The organism is Planctomycetia bacterium, from assembly GCA_015075745.1.
GTDB lineage: Bacteria > Planctomycetota > Phycisphaerae > UBA1845 > UTPLA1 > UTPLA1.
On the sequence record JABTTW010000001.1, the window covers coordinates 2,447,758 to 2,470,664 of the forward strand.

The window sequence follows — 22,907 nt, forward strand, 5'->3', positions numbered from 1 at the left end:
CATTCTCATGAGCCGCGAGAACGAGACACCTGCGCCGCGAGGCCGTTTCGGCCTCGCGGGCGGTATAGGTGTCTTGCGTCGGGCGGAGGCGCCAGAGGCCAAAGCTCAATCGAACCGTCTCATCAGATACCGAGTACGGCACTGACGAACGGATCAAGGTCGGCCATGTCCACGTTGGCGTCGGCCGATACGTCGGCGGCGCAGAGCTCCTGCTGAGTGGCCGATCCGGGGTTCATGAGCGTGTTCACAAACTTCTGAACGTCGCGTCCGTCGATGAAGGTGTCGGCGTTCATGTCGGCGACGAGTACGCCCTTGCACGGATCGGGCACGAAAGCCCAGATCTGTACGTCATCGACGTTCCAACCGCAGTAGGTGACGGAGGTGTCGGTCGGGCCCATTCCCCAGCGGATGAAGACGGTGGACTGACCATCGGCGACGGCGGAGATGTTGTAGTTCAACAGTTGCCAGGACGTATCGCTGAAAGAACCGCCGGCGTGGTCATAAACCGTCGTCCAAGTTGTGCCGTTGTTGGAGACCTGGATGCTGGCGTGGTCATAGGAGGAAGACTCGACCCCGAGCCATCTGCGGAAGCGCAGTTGCGTGCCGGTGAGGCCGGAGCAGTTGATCGCCGTTGTGGTCAGGTACTGCGGCGTGGCCATGTTGTTGGGATATTGGCCGGAAAGGTTGTAGCCGTAGACGTTTGGACCTGTGAAGCCGGAGGTGGGATCGCCACCGCTGCCGGTCGGAACGCCGTAGGCCCATTGGCCCTGCACGCTCCAACCGGGGTTGGTCGTCAGCGGGTAATCGTGGACGAGATCACGCACGGCGCAGTTGCCCAAACCGGTGGAGGCGATCTTAAGCACCCAGTTGTCGAGGGTGCCGACGTCCTGACTGGCGTTGTCGCGGACATTCAGGGTCCAGACGCCCTGCACCTGCGTGCCGGCGAAGTCGCCGAGCGTGCCCGGGCCGTCGGGGTTGGTGACCCCATCGTCGTAGAGCTTGTGGATGTCGTCGGTCGATCCACCGGTTCGGTTGTGCAGGCGAACGGTGACACCGGTGGGCGAGATGAGATCGATCGAAAGGTCACCGATGTAGGTGTGGGTGATGTCGATCTGGACGTCCACGTCGGCTATGCAGTAGTTGTCGGCGACGTTGATGGTGCGCGTCGTGGTCGTATTGTCCGAGATCGCCGTGGGCAGGCCGGTCGCGGAATAGGAGTATCGACCGACATCGAGTGCGACGGGCCGAGTTGTCGTGCCTGCGCCGCCGGAATTGTTGGAGATGGAGACCGAGCCGTTGTAGAGACCGGCGCCCAGGGCGTTGGCGGTTGCGCCGTAACCGATGGTGACAATCTGACTGTCACCGATTCCGTTGAGGACGAAATTGACGGGTCCAGCGCCGCCATTGATGGAAATCCACGGCTGATTGGCGGCGATCTGCACACTGACGGGGGTCGGGCGCGTGCTGGTCACGGTGTACGCCTGAGTTGCCGTAAAGGGACCGCCCACCGGGCCGCCGGCGGAGAGGCCGTCAGCCGGAGTGGTGGAAAAGTCGGTCGTTCCAACCTCGACCGTATGAAGTCGCTGAACGATTCGGCTGTTGGTGGTGTCGGTGAACTCGATGGTTTCGTTATAGATGCCGGCGCCGAGCGAATTAATGGCCGCGCCGAGTGTGACATTCACGTTGACCGAGCCACCGAGGGCCGGAAGTGAGCCGGCGAGCGGGCTGGTGCCGCCATCCAGAAGAATTCCGAAGTTCGATGTCAGCGAGACGGTGTAGTTGATGGGGCTGGGCGACGGGTTGGATAAGGTGTAGACAACGGTCGGGTTCGTGAAAGGACCGCCAACCGAGCCGAGGTGGAGCGTGGGGCCCGCGGGGGCGACGCCCAGGCCGGCACCGGAGATTGTGTCGACAAACATCGCGCCGGTGTTGCCCGTATCGAGCCAATTGGAAAGGCGAGTCGAATTGGTTCCGCCGCCGGTCCATGAACGGCTGATGCGGCCGTAGCAATCCGAGATCGATTCGCCGGTGGCGCTGCATGAGGATGCGCCGCCGTGAAGCTGGCCGATCACGCGATGGTTATTGTCGAAAAGCGGTGAGCCGGAGGAGCCGGGCTCAGTGACGCCAAGCGACCAGTAGACTTTGATATGCGTATTGTCGCCCGGTCCCGGGAATGCCGAGCATCCCCAGCTCGAACCGTGAGTCGGATGAAGCGATGACCCGTCATAGAAGGTGATGCGCTTCTCGTCGGTGTCGGGATGGTGAATGCAGGCGCCGCTGGGCGGGTTGAGGCCCTGACGATCCCAGCCAGCGAAGGAGACCTGCCAATCGGGGTTTGGCGCTTCGTCGAGCTCAACAAGGGTGAAGTCGGAGGTGGAAGACGCTGCGCGGAAGAATGAGCCGGTCTGAAAATCGGACAGCGTGCCGTCGCCGGTGCCACCGCCGCCGGGGGTACCGCGGCAAATGGAGTTCTGGAAATTCCAGAAGACGACGAGACTGGCGGCGTTGCCGGACGAGATGCCGCAGTGATTGGCGGTCATGAAGTAGGGCTTGAGGTCCTGCGCCGTGTTGTTGACCATAAAGCCGGTGCAGAAGGTGCTACCGCCGGTGGAAATGACGGCGACGGAATTGATTTCCGCCTCCCACGGATCTGCGATCGTGCAGACCACGTCGACGTTGCACGATCCCGACCGCGGTCCGGCCCCAGCTTCGGCAGCCACTTCGCCGAACTCTCGATAGCCGACGTTGATGGAACCGAGGATCAGGTCCAGGGCGGGAACCTGTTCGGCGGGGAGTGTGACTTCCACGACGACGTGATTGGTGTTTAGCGGCGGCGTCCAAAGCTGGCCATGCGACGCATTGTCCGCGGCGGTGAAGGGGCGGACGGCCATCTGAGCATCGGCGGCGCGGAAGACCAGTTCACCGCCTTCGGGCATGACGAATCGAGTGAAGCCCAGGTTCATTGAACGAGCGTTCTCGCAGTTGATATCAAGGGTCCAGCGACGCCGTCCGTTGGGCATATTCGACCAGACGCCGGTGTTCTCTGGTGTCATCTGTACGACATTGGGAATCGCGAATCGCGGAGGCAGGCCCTGGGCGGCGCGAAGGTCATCTTCCTGGTTGATCGCGGCGAAGTCGATCGGAGCCATCTGCACCTGACGCATGGCCTCGGGCTTTCGATTCGGGTCGCGCTTGTAGTCCTGATTCATCACTTGCGCGAGTGAGGGCGCCGCGGGAAGCAAGAGCGCGATGATGGCGAGACAGCACATGCGCGACAGCATTCGGGACGGTCGAGTCTGGGACATGGTCACTTGTCCTTTTGGAAATTAAATGGGCGCTAATAATGCGGGTCCTCAAGCGCGGTGCTCGGGATGAAATGATGAGCGCATACGAGGGTCAAGGATGATGAACTTGACGTATGCGGTTCCTCCCCACTATGGGCGATGCGCCGTTAATCGAACCAATAAGCGTATCCTACTGCATTGCAACTGGTATCAACAAGCAGGGAACGAAATCTTCAGCCTGTTGAAAGGCTTGCTCAGGCGGGCGCGGGGAGAAGTGCTCCGAAATACACGATCAAGGGCGCTGCCGATAACCGGTTTCTTGATACCAAACGCATCACCTGTTCGGGTGACGGGCCCGTACAGATTCCGCATGGTGGGTCGTTGTCGCCCAGTGCGATCAGTTTCTGGTGAAGAGTGGACCAGTCGGGGTCTCGGCCCGGTCAACAACGACGGTGTTCTCGCCGTACTCGCTTCCGGGCAGGTCCGATTGTTTTTTCCTTCCGCGACCGGTCTGGCCGCCGATGAGCTCGACTTCCTCGTCGGCCCGGGCCGTGATGCGCTTGGCAACTTCGAGAAGCTGGTTGGTGAGTTCCTGCTTGTTGACGCGCTTGATCTCGTTGCAGGCGTTGACCACCTCTCCGATGTAGCGGGTGAAGGCGCTGCGGCGATCGGCCTCGTACTTGGCTTTCTTTCTGCGGTTGAGGTAGCCCTGAAGCTTGCGAGCACACTCCTGCACGGCCAGCTTGATCTCCTTGCGAATCTCGTCGTAGTCGGCGACGGCTTCCTTGCCTTCACTGGTAAAGGGGACCCACACGCTGGCCATATGGACGAAGATGGCGAGCGGGCCGGTGGGCAGATTTCCGCCGGGCTGGGACAGACCATATCGTCGCCATTCGACGTCGATCACCGCCTTGTAAATGCAGCACCCCGAGAGCTGATAGAGCAGCGGAACCCGATTGGCGAAACGCATGAGCCTCGCCTGAGAGGGGCCCTTTGACTCCTGAACGACTTTTCCGCGGCGGACGACGGCCTCACTCTTTGACCCGTTTTCATCATCTTCAGCGGAGGGATCGGGCCCCAGCTCACCACCATAGGCAAGTCCGACTTCGATTTGAAATGGATTGCCGCGATAGACCGCGGGGGGGCGCGTGCCGGCGGTGAAAAACTCGGCCTTCACCCCTTTTAGCAAGCCGGCGAGAATCTGCTCGGGACCGATCGGAGAAAGGCAGTCAGTGGACGGAGCGCGGATCGTGGTGTCCTGCATGGCTTTGTAGAGCGTCTCGGCCTCGTGAGTTCCGATGCGCGAAGGACGGGCGCGGGAACTGATCTTCGCCTTGTCGCAGATGCTGCTTGCTGTGGAACTGCTGACCCGGCTGAACTCGTGATGTAGAAACTGCGCGACCGTTCCCTGCCGGGCATCCTTGAGCATCTTGATAAGTACGCCGAGCTCGATGCCGTAGGGGTGGGGCTTAATCTCCGTGGTCGGCTCCGGGGCTGTTTCGGTCCCACGAGGGAATTCGAGGACGCCGCCCGCAGGATCGACAAACTGAAAGCTCGCGTGCGGATTGGCGATGGCGGTCAGCTCCAGATACTCGTCAACAGAAGCGCGGCCCTTCTGATAGGTGCCGACGAGTTCGATGGCCACCTGCGTGCCGTGCGCCCAATCGACCTGGACGGTCGTGTCCTTCACGATTTGCGGGTCGTTGGTCTTGGTGTTGATCTGAAGCTCGTAATAGTGCGCCTCACTTCTGGCGCTGGTTCGCGAGGTAATCTTGACGCTCCTGCCGGTGGTGAGCAGGCCGTACATGCCTGCGGCGGAGATGCCGATGCCCTGCTGGCCGCGACTCATCTTGAGCCGGTGGAACTTGGATCCGTAGAGCAGCTTGCCGAAGATGTTGGGAATCTGATTCTTGACGATGCCGGGGCCATTGTCGCGGACGGAGACGAGGAATCGTTCGGCGTCGGTCTGCTCGATCTTGACGAAGATGTCCGGGAGGATGCCCGCCTCCTCGCATGCGTCGAGACTGTTGTCGACGGCTTCCTTGACTGTAGTCAGGAGGGCCTTGCGTTTGTTGTCGAATCCGAGGAGGTGGCGATTCTTGGCGAAGAACTCTGAGACTGAGATCTCCCGCTGGGCCTTGGACATCGACTCCGCGGTGGCGTATCCCTTCTTGGCTTTGCGCTTCTTCGGAGGCGAATCGTCATTTGATTCTCTTCGAGGCGCCTTTTTAGGGGCGACGACTGCTTTCCTGGGCATGGGGATCACCGGCTTGCCGAGCGCGGCCTGGTCAGGTGTGAACAACAGGGGCGTCTCGTCCGAGCTCTTTTTCTTCCTATTCGGCTGTGACTGTGTCGCCGTCGCCATCCGTGGCACCCCGCGGGTTTGATGGAAATTCTAGTGAAACCATAATAGCCATCGGTCAAATCCTCACAAGACCGGGGAAACCGGCGGCGCCACCCAGGACCGGTTTGCGAGATTGCCTGTGTTTATTCGTAGTCAATCCATGAACGAGCTGTCTGGCACGCGATGTGCGGCGGCAAGAACAACCCTCAACCAGTCGGAAGCACAGTTCCATGTCACTCTGGACAATACATCGGCGGACCGCGCGTCGATTGTGGCCGGCATATCAGCGATTCGTCGTCGCGGTGCTGATCGCGCTGGTTTTTCACGGCCTTTACGCCGGCTGGCACTGGCACACGGAGCTGCGCACGGGTCGCGGGCTGCGCTTCATCTCCCCGACCGGCAGCATCTGGCGAAACGAATCCGCGCGAATCATCGTGGCTAACTGGGCGCAGGAGTCGCTGCGAATGTGGTCGTCGTCCGTGCCGGCGTTGAGCGCCGCATGGCAATCGAATCTGATTCATACCATTCCGACGGTCCTGCCGAGCTCGGTTGTCGGGATCATTGCGTTCGCGATGTTGTCGAGACGCATTGGACGACCGGACCTGCGCGATCCCCACTCGCGTTGTCGCCGATGCAGGTACATCTTTATAGGATTGCAATCGCCGCGGTGCCCTGAGTGCGGGGAGATGATTTAAATGCGCCACAGGCTGCCGGTTTGGTCGTGCGTGGCGCTCAGCGCCCTGGGGACGGTGCTGATTTGCTGGCCCTTTTCGAGCTACTATTGGTGCGTCTGGCTGGTGGACGGGCCCTCGCCCGAAACAGGTGGACACCCCACTTACATCTCAGGCACGGGGACTGAAATCTCAGTCCGTTTCAGCGAGCGACTAGACTTCGAAGATCCTGCGGCATTTCTGGACGCGTTTGTCGGGATCATTCTGGCGATCTCGCTATTCGCGATCCTGCGACATTTCTTCGGACGTTGCGAGATCGGCGGGACGTTTTGCCGTCGCTGCCGGGGCGAACTCCGCGGGTTGAGCGAGCCCGTGTGCCCAGCCTGCGGTGAGCGCCTGTAATACAGCTCGATGCGAATCCTGCCGCCTCCCCGTCGAATCCTAGGTAATTCCTGCCACATGCCATGTCGATAGCAAAATATGGCTCATGGAAGGGCCGCGCGAATTGTTAACGGACCAGGGAATCATCATGTTTGGCAAGAAAAAGACGATCGGATCAGGACTGGCAAACGCCGCCGCCATTTACCAGAAGGGCATCGCCGCGTTTGAGACGGGCCGATATTCAGAGGCGATCGAGCTGCTCGCATCCATCGCCGAGCAGTCCAGCCTGCCGGCGACGCTTGCCAAATTCTATCTGGGCCAGGCGCACATGAAGCAGGGCATTCGCGAGCTGAATGCCAAGTCATTTGCGCCAGCGGCGCGGCACTTTGCGGAGGCCCGACGAATCAACCCGAACTCCGAGGGACTTTCGAAATACATCATCGCGTGCCACGTCGGTCAGGGGCGATTCGATATGGCCGCGGACGAGCTGGAGAGAACGCCCGGTGACCAGCGGCGCGATCCGGCGATTCCGATCCGCCTTGCTCACGCATTCCTACGCGACGGTCAGCAGGATCGGGCCATCGAAACGCTCGTTGGGGCGATCGATCTGGCGCCGCGACGCGCGGACCTGCGATTTCAACTTGGTCTGATCCAGGCATCGGCTGGGGAATACGAAGCGGCGACCAAGAGCCTTGAAGCCGCCGAGAGGCTGAGCCCCTTCGATCCGTCTGTGCAACTTCATTTGGGGATGGCTTACGGCGCACGGCAGATGCCGGAAGAGGCGGTTCGACATTTACGATCGGCGCAGCGACTGAAGCCGCACGATGCCCATATCGCTCAACTGCTCGCGATGGCCATGCTGAGTTGCCCGGTCGAGACGGCAGGGGAGATTGCATTTGTCGGCGCAAGCGAGAATCGCAACGCCCTCGATCAACTGGGCGACGTGATCACGCAGGACCCCGAATTCGTCGAGGCGTTTCTCAATCTGCCGGCATCGGATGTTGACGGCGAGATCTTCGCCATGCTCGCGGGAACGCTGGAACGCGCTCTGGAGCGCCATTCGGACTACGCCGACCTTCACTATCACTGCTCGCGAGTTTATCGCCGCCTGGGCAAGACTCAGGAGGCCATTGCCTTCGCCCAACAGGCCGTGCAGATCAATCCGCGTTACGTGCAGGCGCTGATTCAGTTGGGCCGGCTGTACGCGGAGACGAACGAATCGGGGCCGGCGATGGAACGACTCATCGCGGCGATCGAATCGGGTGGGGACTATCCGGATGTTCATTATCTGCTCGGCGAACTGTATCGCCAGAGCGGTCGCAGGGAAGAAGCATGCGCGGCGTATCGCCGGGCCCTGACCTTGAATGGTGAATTCAAGAGTGCCCGGGAGGCGCTGGAGCTGGTGGCGGCCGCCGAAGGGGGGGCATGATGTCTCATTTGCTCGAAGTGCTGGGGCGCGGTCTGATCGCGCAACTGGTCGGTGCATTCGACTCCATTCTCGGTACGAACACGGAAGAGGAGATCGAGGATCTTGAGCGGCTGGTGGAGACCTGCCCATCGGACGTTTCCGCGAGAGTGCGGCTCGGTGGGAAACTGCTGCGCAGCGACCGGATTGCGGACGCAAGACGAATCTTTGAGGCGATCATTGCTCAGGACCCGGAACATTTCGCGGCGAGGATCGGCCTGGCGTGCGCCCTCGACGCTCTGGGAAGGGTGGACTTGTCGCTCGAGCAACTGCGCACGGCGCAAAAGGCCGACCCGCTCAATCCGTCGATTTTGTTTTGCCTGGGCTATTGCCATGAACGGCTCAATCAGGATGACGCGGCGATCACCTATTACGAGGACTCGATCAGCGTTTGCCCGACACTGCGAAATGCGCACGAGCGGCTTGCGGCGATATACCTTCGGCGCGAGATGATCGAGGCCGCGGCGGATCATTACACTCGATTGTGCGAACTGGACCCGGAGCAGACGGAGCTGCAACTGGGATTGGCGAATCTTCTCCTGAAACAGGGGGAACACCAGAAGGCGATCGCTCGATACGAGTACGCGTTGTCGCTTGAGCCGGATAACTGGACGGTGCACAACGATGTGGTCTCGGCCTATGAGGAGGCGGGGCTGATTCGCGAGGCAATTGAGCATCTGCACAAGATGATCGAAAAGGAACCGGAATTCGCGGATACGCGACTGCGACTGGGCGATATGTACGCGCGAATCGGCAACGACTCCGCCGCGACGCTTCAGTACGAGCGTGCGGCGCAGATATCGCCGGACTATCTGGAGGCGAACGTCAAGCTGGGCACCCAGCACCTTCGCGCGGGCCGATTCGAGCAGGCATCGCAGTGGTTCTCGACCGCGCTTGAGCTCAATGACCGGCTGCTGTCGGCCTACGTGGGAATCGGCGTGGCGCAGCACGCGTCCGGCCGAACTGCCGAGGCGTTGAGCTCGTTCGAGATGGCCCGCAACATCGAGCCGAACAGCACGCTGCTGTTTTCTGAAGTGGCGCGCATGCACTTGAAGGCGGCGGCCGGACAACAATCAGAACGATTCATCCTGGGATCGAACCCCGCAGGTGAATCGGACACGCCGGAACATCTCACCGACCTGCTGTCGCAGCAGATTCAGCGTGTGCGCGATGCGATCACTCAGAGTCCCAATCACGCCGATCTGCATTACCGCCTGGGGCTCTTGCTTCGCAATCGAGGGCAACTCGATGATGCGATCGCGTCCTTTCGTCAGGCGGCGACGATCAATCCGACTTACATGAAGGCGCTGATCAAGCTTGGCCTGGCGCTCTCCGAGGCCGACCAGACTGAGGAGGCCATCGACGTCTTCAAACAGGCGACCGACGTTCGGCCGGATTATGTTGATCTGCACTATCAGATCGGCCTGCTGTTCGTTCAGCGAAATCAATTCGAGATGGCGGTCGAGCACTTCGAACAGGCGGTCAGCGGCAATCCGGGAAACGTGGCGTTTCAGGCGAATCTGGCCCTGTCGCTGCAAAACATGGGGCTGATCGATCGGGCACAGGCGACGTGGCAGATCGTGAGTGAGTTGGCGCCCGATTCGGAGTATGCCGAGCAGGCCCAGCGGGCAATGGCCAAATCGCGAGAAGAGTAACGCTCCACTCCAGAAGCGCGCGATCTTGAGTGACGTCCGAGCTTGTCATTGCCGCGGGCATGAGCAAAGCGCGAGCCTCGCCGCTTCCGAATTCCCGACTGGGATTCTTTACTCATCACCGAAGCTGGTATCAACTGCGCGGGCAGCGCGGACGAGATCGTGATCGCGCGGGACCAGGCGCTGCCGATTGGCCACTTCCTCGATCGGCACGCTGGTCATTTGTCCGTGCTGCACCACGACGAGCCTGTTGAACTGACCGGCGGCGAGCAGGTCGATGGCCTTGTGGCCAAGACGCGTCGCGAGAACCCGGTCTGCGCCGCATGGGGTTCCGCCGCGCAGGACATGCCCAAGGACGACTGATCGGGCCTCGATCCCGCTGCACATTTCAAGTTGCTTCGCAAGCACCGGGGCGATGCCGCCGAGCCGGATGGGATCGGGGCTGTCTGCAACGGTCTGCTGAACAAACTGACTACCGCCCAGCGGCTTGGCGCCCTCGGACACCGCGACGATGGTGCTGCGATGACGATGTGCCATGCGGTTCTTACAGAATTCGCAGAGCTTGCCGATGTCGTAGGGAATTTCGGGAATGAGAATAATGTCTGCGCCGCTTGCCAGGCCGGCGTAAAGCGTCAGCCATCCCGCGTTCCTTCCCATGAGTTCAACGACCAAAATGCGATGGTGGCTCGCTGCGGTCGTATGAATGCGGTCGATTGCGTCGGTCCCGATTTCAACGGCCGTTTGGAAACCGAAGGTGATGTGCGTATGCATGAGATCATTGTCGATGGTCTTGGGGACGCCGACGCACCGGACGCCCCCGGGCAGAAGGCCGGTCGCGCAGCTCATCGCTCCGTCGCCGCCGATGACGACGATCGCATCGAGGCCGTGGGCACGATAATTCTCAATGCACTTGTCGCGAACATCCTTGAAGATCAGCTTGCCTGCGGCATCGGTGCCCACCGCGAATCGCGCGGGATCCGCCTTGTTTGAAGTGCCGAGGATGGTGCCTCCCAGGGTGAGGATGTTGCTGACGCTCTCGGCGTGCAGAGGTCGGATGCGGTTTTCGATGAGGCCCAGAAAACCGTCCTCAATTCCAAAGCACTCCCACTTGTGGTCAAAGATGGCGGTTTTTGTGACGGCGCGAATGACGGCGTTGATGCCGGGACAATCGCCGCCGCCGGTAAGGATACCGATGCGCTTGATGGGACCTTCGGACATGACGAGGGCTCCGAGTCGAGGTTCAACTCAAGGTTACGAATCGTGAAGCGTACTCTACGTTTTGCATATGGTCGCGTCGAGACCTAGCATTACGCGGCGTGAGCGAATTGATCCCTTCAGCCTGCCGCCGAGCCGACTCGCGCCGACCGTTTCGAACGGCGGCTCTTCTCCTGGTGCTGCTCGTCTCTCGGGTGGCGCTTTTGGATCATCCGACGCCCGTTCACGGAGATGAGCTGGAGTTTATATCGGCGATCGGTTTCCCGGCGGCTTATCCCGTGCATCAGCCGGGCTATCCATTGTGGGTGGCCATGGGGACCCTGCTGTCCCGATGTGGAGCGCCGCCCTATGCGGCGTATCAGGCGTGGTCGGTGGTCTGTTCGGTGCTCGCTCCGTGGCTCCTGTATCTGGCGCTGCGGCGGGAAGTAGACGACGCGATTGGATGGTGGATCGCCCTGGCGATGGGGGTTTGCCCGCTGACCTGGTTCATGGGGACGACAGCGCTTAATTACTCGGCAGCATGCGCGGCAGGGCTGCTAGTGGCCATGAACTGTCGGCGAGCGGTCATCGACCAGTCGGCGGCGCACATGCGTTGGGCCGCTGCCTGCCTGACTTTCTCGATGCAACTGCGACCCGACCTGCTGTTGTGGCTGGGGCCGATGGTGTTGGCGACTGCATGGCGGTTCAAGCGGGCCGATCGCGTTTTTTGTTTGCTGGTCCTTGCGATGGGGACTGCCTGGGTCTTTGGTGTCCAATCGTGGCTTTATGGCAGGGCGCCCGTGATGGGCGGTGTGCCCCAGGTCGGACACACCGTCGACGTCATCCTTAATACGAGTGTCTTCAGGCTGGGCGCTGTCGACGGCCTTCTCAGGAATGCAGCCAAGCTCGTTGCGATAGCCGCCTGGCAGGTGGGCCTGCCGCTGGTTATTTGCGCGGGCGGCTGCCTGTTGCGGCAGGAAAGGCTGCGTCCAGCAACGGTTGGGGCGTTCGGAAGTCTGAATGCGTTCCTCTTGGTATGGATGCTGCCGCTCACGGCATTTCTCGTCCTGATTCACATGACGGAAGCCGGGCATACGCTCCTGCTCATTCCAGCCGTGTATTGGCTGATCGCTCATCTCGTGACAAGTCGATGCACTCGGCGGCGCGGCCTGATACTCGCAATCTCGATCGCCGTCGCCTCTGCCCTGCAATTCTCGCTCTACCCGTGGTCGGCGGAAAGCAAAGGTTTTAAGCGGACACTCGACGCAAAAGTGGCGTACATCAGCGCTGCCGGGCTTCGACACATCGACGACCGCGACTTGATTCACACGCCCGGCGACTATTGGCGCACCGGAGCGCATGATTCGGAGTAGCCCAATTCGCTCGTTCTGTTAGCGCGGCCGTGAGGGGTCTTTCGCGCAGGTCATCGGCGGATTAGACTCGAAGTCATGGGCAACGAGAGTTTAGAGTCCATTTTCGACGAGATCGCCGACCTGCTCGAAATCAAGGGGGAGGACGCTTTTCGCGTTAATTCTTATCGCCGCGTCGCACGGACCATCAAGAATCTGACCGAGGACATCAGCGAAATCGCCGCGCGCGGCGAAGTAGCCAAGCTCCAGGGCGTCGGAAAGGCCACCTCGGAAAAAATCTCGCAGTACCTGACGGAAGGAAAGATCTCTCTGCTGGAAGAACTGCGCTCTTCCGTTCCGAAGGGGCTGCCGGAACTGCTCAAGATTCCCGGCATGGGGCCGAAGAAGATCGCGCTGGTCTGGAAGGAACTAAAAGTCGAAAACGTGGATGACCTGAAGGCGGTCATCGCCGACGGACGCTTTGCCGCTCTCAAGGGCATGGGCGAGAAGAGCGTCAAGCAGATCGCCGACGGGATGAGCTTCATCGAAAAGGCAGACGAGCGCACACCGCTGGGTCTGGCCATGCCGCTGGCCAATGAGTTGGCCGAGGCGATGCGGCGGGTCAAGTCGGTCCGGCGCGTCGAGGTGTCCGGCAGCGTTCGGCGGGGCTGCGAGACAATCGGCGATCTGGATTTGTTGTGCGAATCCGATGACGGGCCCGAAGTGATCAAGGCGTTCACGACTCTTCCGCAGGTCAAGAGGGTGCTGGCCGGCGGCGACACGAAGGGTTCCGTGATTGTCGAACGGCGCGACGGCTTGCCGATCCAGGCGGATTGCCGGGTGGTGCCGACGGCCTCATTCGGCGCCGCGCTTCAATACTTCACGGGGAGCAAAGAGCACAATGTCCGCGTCCGCGGCATCGCGGTGAAAAAGAAGTGGACGCTCAACGAGTGGGGATTGTTCGACGGCGACAAGCAACTGGCCGGCGCGGACGAGGCGGGCATCTACAAGAAACTCGGGCTGCCGTGCATTCCGGCGGAGTGCCGCGAGGACCGGGGGGAATTCGACGCGACGGCGAAGGCGTTCGACGAACTCATCAAGCTGGAGGACATTCGCGGCGACCTGCACATGCACACCAGCGCCAGCGACGGAACCGTGTCGGCGGAGGTGATGGCCCAGGCCGCCAGCGACAAGGGCTATGAGTACATCGCCATCACCGACCATTCGCGCTCCAGCGTGCAGGCCAACGGGCTTTCCATCGATCGGATGTGGCGACAGATCGAGAAGCTCCGCAAGCTCAACGAGGCCCATAAGACGATCGCCGTGCTCATCGGCTGCGAGTGCGACATTCTCGCGGATGGAAAGCTCGACTACCCGGACACGATTCTTGCGGCATGTGACATCGTCGTGGCCAGCGTCCACTCGGCCCTGCGTCAGGAAAAGGGAAAGATCACCCAGCGTGTGATGACGGCCATGGAGAACCCATTCGTGACGATCCTCGGCCATCCCACGGGCAGGCTGCTGAATCGCCGCGCGCCGATGGATCTGGACATACCTGAGATCATCAAGCAGGCCGCCGCGACCCAGACGGTGCTGGAACTGAACTCATCGTGGCAACGGCTGGACCTGTGCGATCGCCACGTGCGCATGGCCCGCGACGCCGGCGTGATGCTCTCGATTGACACGGACTCACATGCCCCGGCTCAACTCGCCCAGATGCAGTACGGCATCTTGACGGCGCGGCGTGCATGGCTGAAGGCGGCCGACGTCCTGAACACGCGACCGCTGGCAGTGATGCGATTGTGGATCAACAAGAAGCGAAAGAAAGCATGAGCCTCGCGAGCTTCGATTACGGCTCAATTATTTCCGAATTCGCCTGGCTCCGACTGCCATCGAGCAGATAGCTCGTGGCCATCGTGCGGACGCTCTGGCTCGCATCCGACCGGCTGACGTGCTCCAGTACCTTGCGAAACGCGTCGCCCTGTTGAACAGCGAAGAGTTGGATGGCCAGTACGCGCACGGCCGGCTCGCCGTCACGCACGGTCGCAGAGGCCGCCTGCGTCAGAATCGCATCCAGCTTCGACCATCCTGCCGCGACCAGTGTCCGCGCGCGAATCGTCCAGTCGGAATCCGTGGCGAGTCGGGCGAGAATCGACCGAAGCTTCGATACATCCTCGCTGTTGGACTCGTCGCTGCTGCCCGAAAGGCGCGATGCGAGGATCGCCCCCGCAAGTTCGGCGGCTCTTGCTCGTGCGGTCGCGTCGGGGCCGGCCGCCATATCCGCCAGCGCGGCGATCGCGGCACTGGAACCGTCCACTGCCTTTCTTGTTGCGGCGATCGGTCCGAAGGTGACAGTGCCGAGGCCCGGAGCGAGCTTGCTCTCGTGGTAGATCGGGTCAAACATCGCCGTGATTTCAATCTTCGTATCCGTCGTGATGCTTGCGATGAACTGCTCGCGCATCGAACCGACGTCCACCGCGACGATCTTCTCCATCGCATCGCCGGGCACCAAGACCGGCCGAGCGCTTAACAAGACCTGGAGGTAGTCGCGATACTCGACGGTCTTCGCACCGGAGACCTTGGCGCTCAGCGCGACCAGCGGCCTGGCCATGAAACCGTCGCCGAAGGTGATGATGAACGGGCCGACGTTTTCCAGCCGGACGGCCACGTTGACCGGGCCGGTCGGGGCAATGGGATCGTCCAGAAATCTCACGGTGAACTTCAGGAAGTCCGATGTCCGGCGATAGTAGTCGAATACGTCGCGCTGAAACTTGTCCAGCGTCGCGCAGATCTTATCGTGCATGGGCGGCGAGCCTACCTTCTCGCCGTGCTTTTCGAGGAGCTCCTTGATCTGGTCGTAGGCGAGACCGGAGTATTGAATGCTCGACGCCTTGTGCAGGAGAGTGATGGCTTCCGATTTCTCACTCCGCTGGAACAGGCAGCGGGCCAGCTCGACGGCGGCAAGCTGATCGTCTTCCGCAAGCGGCCTGAGCACCTTGATCGCCTCGTCGGTGCGGCCGTTGGCGCTGAGGGCATAGCCATATGCAAGCTTCGCCAGTGGGCTGGGACTGCGATTCTTCATGGCGATCTCGGCGAGCTTGATGGCCTGTCCCTTGTTGGGTTCGTGATAGCAGTAGTACCATGCAACCGGAATCGCCTCGTCCGCGAGAGACTTCTCGATCACATCACCGGCGAGTTTTTCATAAGCCTTGCGGACGCGTTCCGTGTCTTCGGCGGCGATTGATTCTTCGCCGAGCTTTCGGCAGGCGCCGGCATGAAGGAGCCTGGCAGACTGAAGAGAATCATCCTCCTTCAATGCCGCCTCAGCGGCCTCCTTGGCCCTGGCCGCGTCGCCGGAGGACAGGTAAGAAATCCCGAGCTTTTGCCAGAGATCGGCCGGAATCGGGCCCGCCTCGGCTCGCTTGTGCATGTCGATGGCCCGGCAATACCACTCCTGCGCCTGCTTGTGCAGGGAGAGCCGGTCGAGAAACTCGGCCAAGTCCCAAACGAGATTCACCTGACTGGGATTGATCGCGATCATCTGCAGCGCGAGCTCGACGCGCTGAAGCTCGGCCTGCGTCTCGCCATACATTTCATAAGCGAGTTGCCGGGCGGCGACATTCATCGGATTCAAGCGCAAGGCGTGCTCAACCTGCTTGCCGGCATCTTCGTTCTCATCGCGCTCGCGGTGAAACTTGGCCAGCCAGCCGCGGAGCTGGCTTTCGTAAATGCGAGTCAGACCCGACCGCTCAAGCTCCTGCTTCACAAACTCCACGCGAGCTTCGGCGGTCTGGCGTTCGGCCAGGGTGAACTCCAGAAGCTTGAGCCGCGCGCCGTCGTCGGACGGCTCGAGTTCCACATAACGGGCCAGCGACTTCATCGCTGCCTCGGACTTGCCCATGCGCTGATAGAGATCGTAAAGCCAGTAATAGGCCTCGGCCGTTTCGGGGGCACACTCCGCCGCCGCCTCCAGCAGGGCGATGACGTGCAATGATGCTTTGCGTGGATCACTCCGGCCGATCAAGTGCCCGTTGTGTCGGGCAAGGTGGACCAGCCACTCACCAACCTCGCGGCGATTATTCTGCGTCGGTCGCGACGTCTTTACTGTGGACGCCGCCTCAGGCTGGGCCGGCTCCATCTGCCCAACAAGCAATGACGCGAATAGGAATACGTGCAACACCGACATGAGTGGACCTCCTCAGGGAGCGGATGCATCCTTTTCATCCGGGTTTTCTCTATCGAGCCGCCTGAAACGCGGGGATTGCTGATCAGGCCGTCCGGCACAGAACCCCATATGATGTCGGCACTTGTAGCCGCCCGGTCACAACCGTGCAAGGCCGGAACGGAGGCCGACGCGATTCACCTCGGTATTGAGCAACACCCCTCTGATTCGTATGAGATATATGATGTCCTGCCCCCTGGGAATCTGCAATTCAATGGATGCGACTGGACGCTTGTTCAGCAATAGAGAGGCGAGTTAATGACGCTCCACGTTTTCTATGAAGCCGATGCCGATCTCTCGGTCTTGCGCGGCCGGTCGGTTGCCGTCCTTGGGTATGGCAACCAGGGGCGCGCCCACGCTCTAAATCTCCGTGACTCCGGGTGCAGCGTCACCGTCGCCCAGCGACCCGGAGGCCCGAATCATGGTCGGGCGATTGAAGATGGGTTTACTCCAGTTTCCGTCGATGAGGCGGCACGCCGCGCGGATTTGCTGATCTTCGCGCTCCCGGATGAGGCGATGGGCGGAATCTATTCGTCTCAGATTGCCCCGTACCTTCGACCTGCCCAGACGCTCGGCTTTATCCACGGATTCGCGATTCGATTCAGCCAGGTCTCGCCTCCCAAGGACGTCGACGTCGTGCTGGTCGCTCCCAAGGGGCCGGGGGCGCTGGTGCGATCCAGCTTTGAAAAAGGTGGGGGGCTGGCGTGCCTGGTCGGCGTGCATCAGGATGCGACGGGCAATGCCATGAAGTCCGCGCTGGCCTGGGGCGCGGCGATCGGCGGCGGAAGGGGCGGGATGATAGAGACTACTTTCGCGGCGGAGTGTGAGACAGACCTGTTCGGCGAGCAGACGGTTCTGTGCGGCGGCGTGATCGAGCTGATGAAAGCGGCGTACGACATCCTCGTCGAGGCGGGTTATCCGGCGGAACTGGCCTATTACGAGTGCATTCACGAAGTGAAGCAAATCGTCGATCTGCAATATGCAGAGGGCATCGCCGCCATGCGAAAACGCATCTCCGGGACAGCGGCGTTCGGCGGACTCACCACCGGGCCGCGCATCATTGATGAACACGTGCGAGCGGAAATGCGGCGGGTTTTGTCGGAGATTCAATCGGGGCAATTCGCCGACCGATGGGTCAAGGAGTGCGCCGGGGGCAAGGGACTATTTACGCGACTGATGGCGGAGGAGGCGGCCCACCCAAGCGAGGCGGCGGGCCGCAAAGTGCGCGGGCTTGGCCGCAGGGTCCCGGGCAAGTAGCACAGGACCGGGCTGCGATTGCATTCCGATCACGTCGGGCTAGAATAAATTGAATAATGGGGACGTAGCTCAGTTGGGAGAGCGTCGCGTTCGCAATGCGAAGGTCGAGGGTTCGAGCCCCTTCGTCTCCACGTTTCACAAATATAGCCGCCCTCAACCGATCGAGAGCCTGGCCACGCTGATCCTAGGCCATCACCAGGTTCGCGTGTGACTCTGCGCATCTTCGCTTGATCTCCACGAATTCGGACTCCTGCGCGACGAACGCCTTAATAAGTGCGGGGTCAAAGTGCCTTCTGGACTCCGTCAAGATCATTTCCACGGCTGTATCGTGATCGTATGCATCCTTGTAGGGCCTCTTGGAAGTTAGCGCGTCATAGACATCCGCGACTGCGACAATTCTTCCGCTGAGAGGAATCTGAGAACCCCTCAGCTTGTCCGGATATCCGGCGCCATTGAACCACTCGTGGTGGGTCAGCGCGATGTCTCGGGCCATCTTGAGGAAGCGAGCCTCCGGGAAAGACTGCAGGACGGAATCGAGCGTCTTTGCGCCGATGGTTGTGTGCGTCTTCATGATCTCGAATTCTTCCCGGGTCAATTTGCCGGGCTTGAGCAGCACTTGGTCTGGAATTCCCACCTTGCCAATATCGTGAAGCGGACTCGTCATATAAATGAGGTGAATGAACTCCAAGTCGATGATGTCATTGAACTCGGGGCTCAGAGAGAGTTGAAGCGCCAGGACTCGAGAGTACTGACGAACACGCTCCAGGTGCTCCCCTGTCTCCGGATCGCGCGATTCGGCGAGCCGGGCCATGGCGATCATGGCCATGTCTCTGGTTTCGAGAGACAGGACGCGCTCCGCGGCCCGCACCCGTGCCCTGAGTTCGGCGGGCTCGAAGGGCTTGGTCAGAAATTCATCCGCACCCGCGGACAACCCCTCAACGATATTATGTGTACCACCCTTTGAAGTCAGCAGGATGAAATAGACGTATCCGGTAATGTCCTGCCGTCGAATCTGACGACACAACTCAAGCCCGTCCATATTGGGCATCACCCAATCGGAGATAACAAGATGATGATGGCCGATGACGAAGGCAGTCAGCGCTTCTGATCCGTCTTCCGCCACATCCACATCATGGCCGGCAGAGGTCAGTGCATGGCGCAGCGCCTCCAGTGCAACAACGTCATCGTCAACAATTAGAACCCGCATCTACGGTCTCCCTTCCCAACTATCTAATTCACGATACGTGCTCGGCCTCAGTACTCGTAATGAAGGCCATGCAGCAATCTAATTCCAGCCGAAGTTGTTCTGCCAGCTCTTTGATGGATTCTTCCTCGCCGGCGGCCGCGGCCGCCTCCAGCTTCTCACAGATCACTCCAATGGCGTTGGCGGCGACGTACCCGGATGAGCCCTTGAGACGATGCGCGATTCGGGCGACTTCCTGCCAATCGCCGCCGGAAGCGGCCGCCTCGATTTCCGAGAGATCCATCGGCGCCCTGGTGCGGAAGCGCGCGAGGAGAGTCTGAACAAATCCTTCATCGCTTCCCCACTGCTTGTTGAGGAAGTCCAGGTTGATAGGCGGGCGCTCGCGGACCGCGTTCGAGTGCTTCGTTGCGGATTCCTGCAGATCGCCGTCACTCGATTGATCGAGGATCGCGCTGGACTCGGATACGCTCGGAGTCGTTTTGCTGACCAGCCTATTGATGACCTGGATGAGCTTCTGCGGATCGAGCGGCTTGGTCAGGTACTCGTCCATGCCGGCGTCAAGGCATCGCTCCCGATCACCCTTAATGGCATTGGCGGTCAGTGCAACAATTGGAATCCTCTTAGCAGGCGAACCGGACAACTGGGCTGCTGATTCCAGCTCACGGATCTGACGGGACGCATCGAATCCATCCATCAGAGGCATCTGACAGTCCATCAGAATCAGATCGTATTGGCCCGACCGAGCGGCCTCGACGGCGCTTTGGCCATCGCTAACGGCGTCGCAGTGATATCCGGCTCTCGCCAGTATCTCCGTCGCGACCATGAGATTGATCTCATTGTCCTCGGCAAGCAGAATCTTCGCAGAGCGAGGGCTCGACGGCGTCCTTGACTGCCGTTCCTGCCGAAGCGCTGAACTTGTCCTGCTTACCCGCTCAGTGAGTTGCCTGGCGGATGAAAGCGCATTCATGATGGCGTCGAAGAGTTGTGACTGGCGTACCGGTTTGATCATCTGACCGTCGAAGCCCATCTCACGCAGTTGCCGGGGATCCAGATCCGACTTAATGGTGGCCAGGATCATCAGGACCGTTTCGCGAATGTCGGATTTCGACTTAATCTGCCGTGCCAATTCCAACCCATCCATACCCGGCATGTCTTGATCGACGATGGCCACCCTAAAGGGCGTACCGGCTGAGGCAGCACCGCAAAGGACGTTGAGAGCCCGCATTCCATCCGGGGCCGCCGCAGCTTGAAATCCCCATGCCTCCAATTGCTGTTGCAGTACTTCCAGATTGGCGAGGTTGTCATCCACCGCAAGAACGCGCAGGCCACGTGGATCGATCACCGGCGCAAACTCATTGCTTTCATTTGGCTGCACTGTGAGCTTTGCCGTAAACCAGAAAGTCGAACCCTTACCAAAGGCACTCTGGGCGCCGATCTCACCGCCCATGAGTTCGACCAATTGCTTGGAAATCGCAAGTCCCAGGCCCGTTCCGCCGTGAACGCGCGTTGTTGACGCATCAACCTGGGAAAACGACTTGAACAATCGATCCATCCGATCAGCGGGGATTCCGATGCCGGTGTCAACGACCGCGAACCGAACGAAGGCAGCTTCGTCCTGGATGGTCTCCGCGGTAACGAGAATAGTGATTGTTCCGTCGGTGGTGAACTTGATCGCGTTGTTAACCAGATTCACAACGATCTGTCGCAGTCGATCGGGATCGCCCCGAACCAGTGCCGGCACAGCAGGAGCAATGTAGCAGGCAAGCTCAAGATTTTTCTGCGCTGCCTTCTGGGCAAGCATCACCATTGCGTCCTCCACCGTGAGGTGAAGATTGAAATCGGTCGATTCCAACTCAAGCTTGCCGGCCTCGATCTTGGAGAAGTCGAGTATGTCGTTGATCAAGGCCGTCAGCGCGGCCGCGGAGGACTTGGACAGTTTTGCATATCGAGTCTGCTGCTCATTCAGACCGGTTCCAAGCAGCAGATCGAGCATGCCAATGACGCCGTTGAGCGGCGTGCGAATCTCGTGACTGACGTGGGCAAGAAACTCACTCTTGGCCTCACTGGCCCGATCAGCCGCGGACTTCGCGGATTGGAGATCATCCTCAATCACCTTGCGATCGTGAATGTCCGTCAGCGTTCCGATCCACTGAACAACCTCGTTTTCCTGACCGCATCGGGGAACCGCGCGGCACAGGAACCAGCGATAGACATTGTCCGATTTTCTCAGAAGCCGGCACTCAGCCTGAAACGTGTCGCCGGCGCCTCGGGCATGATCCCATTGACTGAGGAGATCCGGCAGATCGTCGGAATGAATGACTGTCCGCCATGAATCCTCTTGCGCTGCCTCGACTGGGCAACCGGTAAACTCCCGCCATCGAGAATTGAAGTATTCCATTTGCCCATCGGGGCTGGAGGTCCAGATGATCTGGGGCATGACATCGGCCAGAAACCGATAGCGCTGCTCGCTCTCGTGAAGCAACTGCTCGGCCTGCTCGCGGGCGATCATGTCGCGGCGGATCATTAATCCGGCCACCGCCACAAGCAGGAAACATGCAAGGCTGCCGATCGAAATCACCCACATGGCCACGCCCGCACTGCTAGCCTGTTCCTCGGAGCGTCTTTTAAGTAGACGGTCCTCATCCTGTCGCATTTCCGCCAGAACGAGGCGTAGGTTCCCCATGATGCGCTTGCCCTCGGCCGCGAGAAGCTGCGATTGCGAGGACTCCACGCGACCGGATCCACGAAGGTCCACAAACTTCTGTAAGTTGTCGAGCCTTTTGGAGATGATGAAATCCAGGGTGGTAACCCGGTCCTTCTGAGCCGGATTGTCCGAGGTTAATGACTTAACCTGAGCGACCGACTGCGGTACTTCGGCGATGGCGCACTCATAAAGATCGAGGTAGGACTTGTCTCCGAAGATCAGGTATCGTCCCGCGCCAATCTCCGCGTCGCGTATGTCCGTGGCCAGATCACTGATGGCGACCATGACCTGGTAGGTGTGATCGTTCGATCGTGCGTCGGAGAGGAGCTTGGTGAGGCTCGCGTAAGAAGCGATGCCGATGGTGCTCAAGATGAGCAGAGCGCCGGTAAAGCCAACGATAATCTTCCGTTGTAAAGATTGGCCTTCACCTGACTCCCTGGAAATATCCAGGAGGCTTGATCGGGTCAGAAAGGCGGAAAAAGTTCCGCATGACAGGGCAAAGAACCCGATAGCCGTCGGAAACGACATCGGGATGAATTCGGAGAGTCCGTAGAATGCATTGGCCCCGCGCAAGTAACCAATGTTGGCGAGGAGGGAGAACATCACCGTTGTCAGGGCAAGCACGCGACCGGCAACTGAGAAAAGGCGTCGATCGCTTCCCAGTGTCCAGATGGCGATGCCCGACATGAGAAATCCCATGGCCGTGTTGGGCGCCATCTGGTTGGGACCGGTCGAATGGGTGATAACCTTGCTGGCAAAGAAGAATTGATCGGGCCAGAAATCACATCCGAGGAAGAAGCAGCACAGCTTTCCCGCCGCCAGGCCCGCGACAGCCATTGAGCCGACTCGCGCGAGCGACAGGCACTTTTCGTTTGAATTGTAGAAGTGCGCCAGCGCGAGGCATGCCCCCAGCGTGATGATGCACATCGCGGTCAGAGGATTCATCGGAACTTTCGAAGTCTGGACGCTCGTCAGAGAGTCATTGTCCAGGCACCATCCGACGAGGACGGCCGATCCGATGAGGCATGAGACGGCAGCGCCCCCCAGCGCGAATCTCGACGCTAGGCGTGTGCCCGGAAGCCAATCTGAGCTCGACGTGGGACCGTACGTACTGCTCACGTGATCCATCCTCCTTGAAGCGCGCGGACCGTCCGACCCCGTGAGCAGCTTTTCGGCTAGA

13 protein-coding genes and 1 tRNA gene are annotated in these 22,907 nt (G+C 60.3%); 8 read left to right on the plus strand and 6 right to left on the minus strand.

Annotated elements, in window-relative coordinates; all coding sequences use genetic code 11:
- Window positions 1-122 precede the first annotated feature (122 nt).
- Entirely contained in the window at window positions 123-3,305 is a 3,183-nt protein-coding gene (locus HS101_09670) for a proprotein convertase P-domain-containing protein (protein MBE7506540.1), read from the minus strand.
- A gap of 376 nt (window positions 3,306-3,681) precedes the next feature.
- Complete coding sequence (locus tag HS101_09675) at window positions 3,682-5,541, minus strand: DNA topoisomerase VI subunit B (protein MBE7506541.1); 1,860 nt, start codon at window positions 5,539-5,541, stop codon at window positions 3,682-3,684.
- A 317-nt stretch (window positions 5,542-5,858) separates the two neighbouring features.
- On the opposite strand from HS101_09675, the gene HS101_09680 reads away from it, so the two are divergent.
- The 4 genes from HS101_09680 (at window position 5,859) to HS101_09695 (ending at window position 9,800) form a co-directional block, all read left to right on the plus strand.
- Window positions 5,859-6,323, plus strand: coding sequence for a hypothetical protein (locus HS101_09680; GenBank protein MBE7506542.1), 465 nt, complete (start codon window positions 5,859-5,861; stop codon window positions 6,321-6,323).
- Window positions 6,324-6,701 (plus strand): hypothetical protein, encoded by a 378-nt coding sequence (locus HS101_09685; protein ID MBE7506543.1) that lies wholly within the window; start codon window positions 6,324-6,326, stop codon window positions 6,699-6,701. It begins immediately after the preceding gene.
- 127 nt (window positions 6,702-6,828) lie between these two features.
- The gene (locus tag HS101_09690; protein MBE7506544.1) at window positions 6,829-8,109 is read left to right on the plus strand and encodes a tetratricopeptide repeat protein; all 1,281 of its coding nucleotides are present in this window, start codon (window positions 6,829-6,831) and stop codon (window positions 8,107-8,109) included.
- Window positions 8,106-9,800 carry a tetratricopeptide repeat protein gene (locus tag HS101_09695; GenBank protein ID MBE7506545.1) on the plus strand — a complete coding sequence of 565 codons (1,695 nt, stop codon included), beginning with the start codon at window positions 8,106-8,108 and terminating at the stop codon, window positions 9,798-9,800. Before HS101_09690 ends, HS101_09695 begins: the two co-directional genes overlap by 4 nt.
- Before the next feature lie 108 nt (window positions 9,801-9,908).
- On the opposite strand, the gene HS101_09700 is transcribed toward HS101_09695, so the two are convergent.
- Window positions 9,909-11,015 (minus strand): 6-phosphofructokinase, encoded by a 1,107-nt coding sequence (locus HS101_09700; protein ID MBE7506546.1) that lies wholly within the window; start codon window positions 11,013-11,015, stop codon window positions 9,909-9,911.
- A 98-nt stretch (window positions 11,016-11,113) separates the two neighbouring features.
- Here HS101_09700 and HS101_09705 point away from each other — a divergent pair, with 98 nt between their 5' ends.
- Both HS101_09705 and polX read left to right on the plus strand, forming a co-directional pair.
- A complete protein-coding gene (locus HS101_09705; protein ID MBE7506547.1) occupies window positions 11,114-12,364 on the plus strand; it encodes a hypothetical protein in 1,251 nt (416 codons plus the stop codon).
- Window positions 12,365-12,439: 75 nt separating this feature from the next.
- Window positions 12,440-14,173 (plus strand): DNA polymerase/3'-5' exonuclease PolX, encoded by a 1,734-nt coding sequence (gene polX / locus HS101_09710; protein ID MBE7506548.1) that lies wholly within the window; start codon window positions 12,440-12,442, stop codon window positions 14,171-14,173.
- Window positions 14,174-14,189: 16 nt separating this feature from the next.
- Here polX and HS101_09715 read toward each other — a convergent pair whose 3' ends face one another.
- Window positions 14,190-16,526, minus strand: coding sequence for a hypothetical protein (locus tag HS101_09715; GenBank protein ID MBE7506549.1), 2,337 nt, complete (start codon window positions 16,524-16,526; stop codon window positions 14,190-14,192).
- 294 nt (window positions 16,527-16,820) lie between these two features.
- On the opposite strand from HS101_09715, the gene ilvC reads away from it, so the two are divergent.
- Window positions 16,821-17,819 (plus strand): ketol-acid reductoisomerase, encoded by a 999-nt coding sequence (gene ilvC / locus HS101_09720; protein MBE7506550.1) that lies wholly within the window; start codon window positions 16,821-16,823, stop codon window positions 17,817-17,819.
- 58 nt (window positions 17,820-17,877) lie between these two features.
- A tRNA-Ala gene (locus tag HS101_09725) sits at window positions 17,878-17,950 on the plus strand.
- A 53-nt stretch (window positions 17,951-18,003) separates the two neighbouring features.
- On the opposite strand, the gene HS101_09730 is transcribed toward HS101_09725, so the two are convergent.
- Window positions 18,004-19,026 (minus strand): response regulator, encoded by a 1,023-nt coding sequence (locus tag HS101_09730; GenBank protein ID MBE7506551.1) that lies wholly within the window; start codon window positions 19,024-19,026, stop codon window positions 18,004-18,006.
- A 28-nt stretch (window positions 19,027-19,054) separates the two neighbouring features.
- Window positions 19,055-22,672 (minus strand): response regulator, encoded by a 3,618-nt coding sequence (locus tag HS101_09735; protein ID MBE7506552.1) that lies wholly within the window; start codon window positions 22,670-22,672, stop codon window positions 19,055-19,057.
- Window positions 22,673-22,907: the final 235 nt, after the last annotated feature.

Excerpts from the sequence above, each read along its gene's own strand:
- HS101_09695 (MBE7506545.1), top strand. The coding sequence starts at position 8,106 with ATGATGTCTCATTTGCTCGAAGTGCTGGGGCGCGGTCTGATCGCGCAA.
- HS101_09690 (MBE7506544.1), top strand. The coding sequence starts at position 6,829 with ATGTTTGGCAAGAAAAAGACGATCGGATCAGGACTGGCAAACGCCGCC.
- HS101_09670 (MBE7506540.1), bottom strand. The coding sequence starts at position 3,305 with ATGTCCCAGACTCGACCGTCCCGAATGCTGTCGCGCATGTGCTGTCTC.
- HS101_09685 (MBE7506543.1), top strand. The coding sequence starts at position 6,324 with ATGCGCCACAGGCTGCCGGTTTGGTCGTGCGTGGCGCTCAGCGCCCTG.
- HS101_09730 (MBE7506551.1), bottom strand. The coding sequence starts at position 19,026 with ATGCGGGTTCTAATTGTTGACGATGACGTTGTTGCACTGGAGGCGCTG.
- HS101_09700 (MBE7506546.1), bottom strand. The coding sequence starts at position 11,015 with ATGTCCGAAGGTCCCATCAAGCGCATCGGTATCCTTACCGGCGGCGGC.
- HS101_09735 (MBE7506552.1), bottom strand. The coding sequence starts at position 22,672 with ATGAATCCTCTGACCGCGATGTGCATCATCACGCTGGGGGCATGCCTC.
- ilvC (MBE7506550.1), top strand. The coding sequence starts at position 16,821 with ATGACGCTCCACGTTTTCTATGAAGCCGATGCCGATCTCTCGGTCTTG.
- HS101_09715 (MBE7506549.1), bottom strand. The coding sequence starts at position 16,526 with ATGTCGGTGTTGCACGTATTCCTATTCGCGTCATTGCTTGTTGGGCAG.
- HS101_09680 (MBE7506542.1), top strand. The coding sequence starts at position 5,859 with ATGTCACTCTGGACAATACATCGGCGGACCGCGCGTCGATTGTGGCCG.
- HS101_09675 (MBE7506541.1), bottom strand. The coding sequence starts at position 5,541 with ATGCCCAGGAAAGCAGTCGTCGCCCCTAAAAAGGCGCCTCGAAGAGAA.
- polX (MBE7506548.1), top strand. The coding sequence starts at position 12,440 with ATGGGCAACGAGAGTTTAGAGTCCATTTTCGACGAGATCGCCGACCTG.